6 protein-coding genes are annotated in these 5,003 nt (G+C 62.1%); 3 read left to right on the forward strand and 3 right to left on the reverse strand.

What is annotated here, in order from left to right; genetic code table 11:
* Positions 1-513, reverse strand: a 513-nt coding sequence (locus tag ABY403_RS13180; RefSeq protein ID WP_372841288.1) for a formyltransferase family protein, incomplete at its 3' end; no start/stop codon positions are given.
* Positions 514-949: 436 nt separating this feature from the next.
* Here ABY403_RS13180 and ABY403_RS13185 point away from each other — a divergent pair.
* The 3 genes from ABY403_RS13185 to ABY403_RS13195 are packed head-to-tail and all read left to right on the forward strand — an operon-like array spanning position 950 to position 3,885.
* Complete coding sequence (locus tag ABY403_RS13185; RefSeq protein WP_372841290.1) at positions 950-1,930, forward strand: Bug family tripartite tricarboxylate transporter substrate binding protein; 981 nt, start codon at positions 950-952, stop codon at positions 1,928-1,930.
* A gap of 3 nt (positions 1,931-1,933) precedes the next feature.
* Positions 1,934-2,380, forward strand: a complete 447-nt coding sequence (locus tag ABY403_RS13190) for a tripartite tricarboxylate transporter TctB family protein (RefSeq protein WP_372841291.1) — start codon at positions 1,934-1,936, stop codon at positions 2,378-2,380.
* Positions 2,377-3,885, forward strand: a complete 1,509-nt coding sequence (locus tag ABY403_RS13195; RefSeq protein ID WP_372841292.1) for a tripartite tricarboxylate transporter permease — start codon at positions 2,377-2,379, stop codon at positions 3,883-3,885. The genes ABY403_RS13190 and ABY403_RS13195 overlap by 4 nt, the downstream gene beginning before the upstream one ends.
* A 93-nt stretch (positions 3,886-3,978) precedes the next feature.
* On the opposite strand, the gene ABY403_RS13200 is transcribed toward ABY403_RS13195, so the two are convergent.
* Together ABY403_RS13200 and ABY403_RS13205 are read right to left on the reverse strand one after the other, a co-directional pair.
* Positions 3,979-4,770: a fumarylacetoacetate hydrolase family protein gene (locus ABY403_RS13200; protein ID WP_372841293.1), complete on the reverse strand. Its 792-nt coding sequence runs from the start codon at positions 4,768-4,770 to the stop codon at positions 3,979-3,981.
* Between the two features lie 34 nt (positions 4,771-4,804).
* Positions 4,805-5,003 (reverse strand): NADP-dependent isocitrate dehydrogenase (locus tag ABY403_RS13205; RefSeq protein WP_372841294.1); only part of this gene is annotated, 199 nt, incomplete at its 5' end.

Below are 5,003 nucleotides of genomic sequence, written 5' to 3' on the forward strand. Positions count from 1 at the left end.
CATGTAGCGCGCCAGAACGATCAGTTCGGCCCCGCTTTCCTCGACGATCGTGATCTGGCGCGCCTCGGCCTCGGCCTTGTTCTGCGCAGTGACCCGGATGTAGTGGAACGGGATGTCGTGGTTAACCACGACCTTCTGATAATCCATGTGGTTCGAGATCACGCCAACGATGTCTATCGCCAGCGCACCGATCCGCCAGCGATACAGAAGATCGTTCAGGCAATGGCCAAAACGCGACACCATGATGATAACCTTCATCTTCTGGTGCTCGTCGTGAAAATCGTACTGCATGGCATGGCGCTGCGCGATTTCGGCCATGCCGTCACGCAGCGCGTCGATGCTGGCGCCGGTTTCGCTGGCAAAACTGACCCGCATGAAAAACTGCCCGGTCTGCAAATCATCAAACTGGGCGCTGTCGGTGATGTTGCAACCGTTCTCTGCCAGATAGGTGGATATCGCAGCAACGATGCCCCGCGCAGAGGGGCAGGTGACAGTCAGGGCGTAGGATTTCATCAGGTAGGGTCTTTCGTAGGTTCAGCAGATCGACACTGCAACAGTGCAGATAGCGTGGTGCAGGGATTGCGCGCCAGAGAGTGCGCCAAGAAGCCGTATCGTATTTTGCGGTTCGAGCACAACGAGCAGACGCCCCATAGTTCGATCATCCTGCGCGACACCACGCCCTTTCTCAACACACGGATATCTCGTCATTTTCGCTGCCACCTCGAATCTGCGGCAATCTGGCAAAGCGTGAACCCGCCCCACGGCCATGTTAGACCTTCGGCTTCCCGCCGAACTTTGGTATAGAAATCGCCGTACACGGCTGAAAACCGGCGCTTGGGTTTCTCGGCGCACCATTTGCTGGCATCGGCTTGCAAAGGGACGACGTTTCCGCGATCTTGCGCGCCGGATCGATCGCTTTGTGCGAGACAACATTTCGGGGGATACACTGATGAACATCACACGCCGCGCGGCCCTTATGGGGGCGGCTGCCCTCTCGCTTTCAAAGCCGGTTTTCGCGCAAGGCAGCGCTTGGCCAACCAAGCCTGTGCGCACCTTCGTGGGCTTCCCCGCGGGATCATCACCCGACCTGCTGGCGCGGATCGTGACCGAGCCGCTTGCAACCGTTCTGGGCCAGCCGATCGTTATCGAGAACAAACCCGGCGCCGGTGGCGTGATCGGCGTCCAGCAAATGCTGAACGCGAAAGACAAGGACTACGCGATCGGCACCACCATCAACGGGCCCATGACGACCGCAGCGCGGCTGACGCCCGATTTGGGCTATGATGTCGCAAAGGACATCATACCCGTCGTTCTGGTCGCAACCTCGCCCTTGGTGCTGGTCGTGGCAGCAGATTTCCCGGCCACGGACCTTGCCGGGTTCATCGCCGCGGCTGGCAAAGAGCCCGAGGCGTTGACCTATGGCTCGGTCGGCAAAGGGTCGGGCGCACATCTGACGGCAGAGCTGTTCTCGGATCGCGCGGGCGTCGAGATGCTGCACATCCCCTTCACCTCTTATGCCGAAGTCACCACCGCAATCATCGGCCACGAAATCGACTCGGGCTTCATGGCGCCCTCGGCCGCGCTGCAATACGTCGAGGCGGGCACACTGAAGATCCTCGGGATTACCTCGGCGAAGCCCTTTGCGCAGGCACCCGACGTTCCGGTGATGGCAGGGCAAGCCGGCCTGCCCGCCGATTTCAGGGCGGAGCTTTGGAACGCCTTCATCGCCCCTGTCGGCACCGACCCGGCGATCATCGAGTTGCTCAACACAAACATCAACGCAATCCTTGCGGATGAAGCCGTGCAGAAACGGCTTGAGGATATGGGCTGGCAGGCCGCGGGGGGCACGCCGGAGCAACTGCAACAGCGGATTGCCGAAGACACCGCGATCTGGGGGGCCGTTCTCGACCGGATTGACGCAAAGAACTGACCGATGAAGCACGATATCCACGATCTGGCGGGCGGCGCGCTGCTCGCCGCGGTCGGCCTGTTTGTCGCCCTCTATGCCGTAGAGCAGTATGAAATCGGCTCGCTACGCCGCATGGGACCGGGGTTCTTTCCTGCGGTGCTGGGCGGTGTTCTGGCGTTGCTGGGGCTGATTATCGCGCTGCCTGCATGGGCGCGGATAGGGCAGTGGGAGCGCATCGCGTGGAAAGAGGCCGCGGCCGTTCTGGCCGCGATCCTCGTCTTCGCGGCGGGGCTGGAGCGCGCCGGGCTGGTGACGATGACATTGGTCAGCGTTCTCATCGCCACGTCAGCGGCACCTGACCGCCGGATCGGCTGGCGACTGGTGTTGGCCCTCTGCGTTGCCACGCTATCTGTCGCGGTGTTCCACTTCGGGCTGAAGATGACCGTCCCGCTTTGGCCGGGGCAAGCATGAGCGGCTGGGAAGGGTTCTTGCACGGGCTGAGCGTGTCGCTTCAGCCGGGCGTGCTGATTTACTGCGTGCTGGGCGTGGTGCTGGGCACATTCGTCGGCGTTTTGCCGGGCATCGGCGCGATGGCGACCATCTCGCTGCTGTTGCCGATCACCTATTACCTCAGCCCGGAAGCCGCGCTGATCATGCTGGCGGGGGTTTATTACGGCTCGCAGTATGGCGGCGCTGTTGCCTCCATCTTGCTGCGTCTGCCCGGCACTCCGCAATCGGCGGTCACCACGCTGGATGGCTACCCGCTAGCGCAGCAAGGCCGCGCGGGCGTTGCGCTTTTCACCTCGATGACCTCAAGCTTTCTCGGCTCATTCTTCGGAATATTCGTGCTGATCTTGCTGTCGGGGGCCTTGTCGCGCGCGGCAACCGCCTTTGGCTCGGCTGATTACGCGGCGATGATGCTGCTTGGCTTGGTCGCCGCATCGACCATCGGCGCGAAGCACCCGGCAAAGGGGTTTGCAATGGTTGTGCTGGGGCTGGTCCTCGGCACGGTCGGTTCAGATGTGAACTCGGGCGTGCAGCGCTTCACTTTCGGGCAGACTGAACTCATGGACGGCGTCAACCTCGTGGCCTTGGCAATGGGGCTGTTTGGCGTGGCAGAGGTGATCTCCAACATCCACATAGCAGAGCGCACGGGCGTTCCGCCCCGCATCAAGCTGCGCGAACTTCTGCCCAGCCGTGCAGAGTTGCGCCGCATTCCCTTCCCGGCGCTGCGCGGAGCAAGCCTTGGCAGCTTCTTCGGCGCGCTTCCGGGAACCGGGTCTACCATTTCCTCGTTTCTGGCCTACGCCGTCGAGCGCCGCGTCTCGCGCCATCCCGAGAAGTTCGGCAAGGGTGCCATCGAAGGCGTTGCAGGGCCCGAGGCGGCCAACAACGCCGCCGCGATCAGCGCCTTTGTGCCGACCCTCACGCTTGGGATTCCCGGCGACCCGATCATGGCGCTGATGCTGGGCGCGCTTGTCATTCATGGCGTGCAGCCCGGCCCGCTGATGCTGGAAGCACGGCCCGATATGTTCTGGGGGCTGATCGCGAGTTTCGGCATCGGCAACCTGCTGCTGCTGGTCTTGAACCTGCCGCTGATTGGTATCTGGGTGTCGATGCTACGCATCCCCTTCCGCTGGCTTTATCCGGCAATCCTGATTTTTGTCTGTCTTGGCGTCTATTCGGTGCGCGGTTCCACCTTCGACATCTTCGCCGTCGCACTGATCGGGGCTATTGGCTATGCGCTGTCGCTGGCGCGGTTCAACCCGGCGCTGCTGCTGCTTGGCTTCGTGCTAGGGCCGTTGATCGAAACCAATCTGCGCCGCGCCCTTCTGATTTCGCGCGGCGATCCGATAGTGTTCTTGCAACGCCCGATCGCAGCGGCCTTTGTGTTGGCGATCGTCGCACTGCTGGCAATGTCGATTGTGCAAACCCTGCGGCGGCGCAGGGCACAAAGCGCGAAAAGCACGACCTGATCGGTGACACGCTAAAAGAAGCGGCCCATAGATTTTGCGCGATAGCCCCCCGTTGCGGCGGGGGGCAAGACCATGGGTTGTATCCGGTGCTGCTCAGCGGTCAGTTGCGCCATCGCACAAGGTCACTTCGACCGCACCGATGCCGTCTATCGAAACCGCAACGTTGTCGCCCGGTTTTACGGGCCGCGCGCCCAGCGACGTTCCGACCGCGATCACATCGCCGGGTTCCAAGGTCATGTCGAAAGACAACTGGCGCACAATTTCGACCGGCGGCAGGATCATGTCGGACGCCGGATAGGACTGCCTCTCACGGCCATTGACGGTGACCTTGACCACCAGTTCACGCCAGTCCAGCCCGGTTGCAATCACCGGGCCGATCACGCCAAAGCCGTCAAAGCCCTTCGCGCGGCTCCATTGCGGAAAGGAAGGTTCGGCGTTCAACACGTCAAGCGAGGTCAGATCATTGATGCATGTGTAGCCGAAGATAGCCGCTTGTGCCTGTTCTTCCGTGGCATTGTGGCAGCGCTGGCCGATGACGATGCCCAATTCGCCCTCGAATATCACACGCCCGGCCGCGGGCGGGATAACCACCTTCGCGCCCTGCCCGGCAACCGATGACGCCGGTTTCAGGAACCACAGCGGATGATCGGGGGCCGCCCAACCGTTCTTTTCCGCCGCCGCGTGGTAGTTGTTCCATAACCCGATGAACTTGCCCGGCGCGCAGGGCGGAAGAAGCGTGGCCGCATCCAACGCAATGCGGCCCGCTTGCCCTGCTGTGTCGTCACTGGCCATGTTCGCGGGCCAAGCGCCAGGCGTCAGAAAACCGTCGTGGATTTCGCCGGACACAACTGTGCCGCCGGCGGTTTTTACCCTGCCCCAGATCACGATGAATCTCCCTAGCTTGGCGTGCCCTTGGCCCCTACCCGATGATGGCCCTGAAGGTTTTGGATGGCCGCATGATGGCTTCGGTCTTGATGGGGTCGGTATTGTAATAGCCGCCCAGATCCGCCGGTTTGCCTTGAACCGCCGCGATCTCCGCCACGATAGCCGCCTCGTTTTGCGCAAGCGCCTTGGCGATCGGTGCGAAATGCGCAGCCAGTTCCTTGTCTTCGGTCTGC

It is taken from the genome of Phaeovulum sp. (genome assembly GCF_041596715.1).
In the GTDB taxonomy this organism is placed as follows: Bacteria; Pseudomonadota; Alphaproteobacteria; order Rhodobacterales; family Rhodobacteraceae; genus UBA6213.

Bases quoted from the DNA above. Each gene is read 5' to 3' on its own strand.
- ABY403_RS13185 (WP_372841290.1), top strand. From the start codon at position 950: ATGAACATCACACGCCGCGCGGCCCTTATGGGGGCGGCTGCCCTCTCG.
- ABY403_RS13190 (WP_372841291.1), top strand. From the start codon at position 1,934: ATGAAGCACGATATCCACGATCTGGCGGGCGGCGCGCTGCTCGCCGCG.
- ABY403_RS13195 (WP_372841292.1), top strand. From the start codon at position 2,377: ATGAGCGGCTGGGAAGGGTTCTTGCACGGGCTGAGCGTGTCGCTTCAG.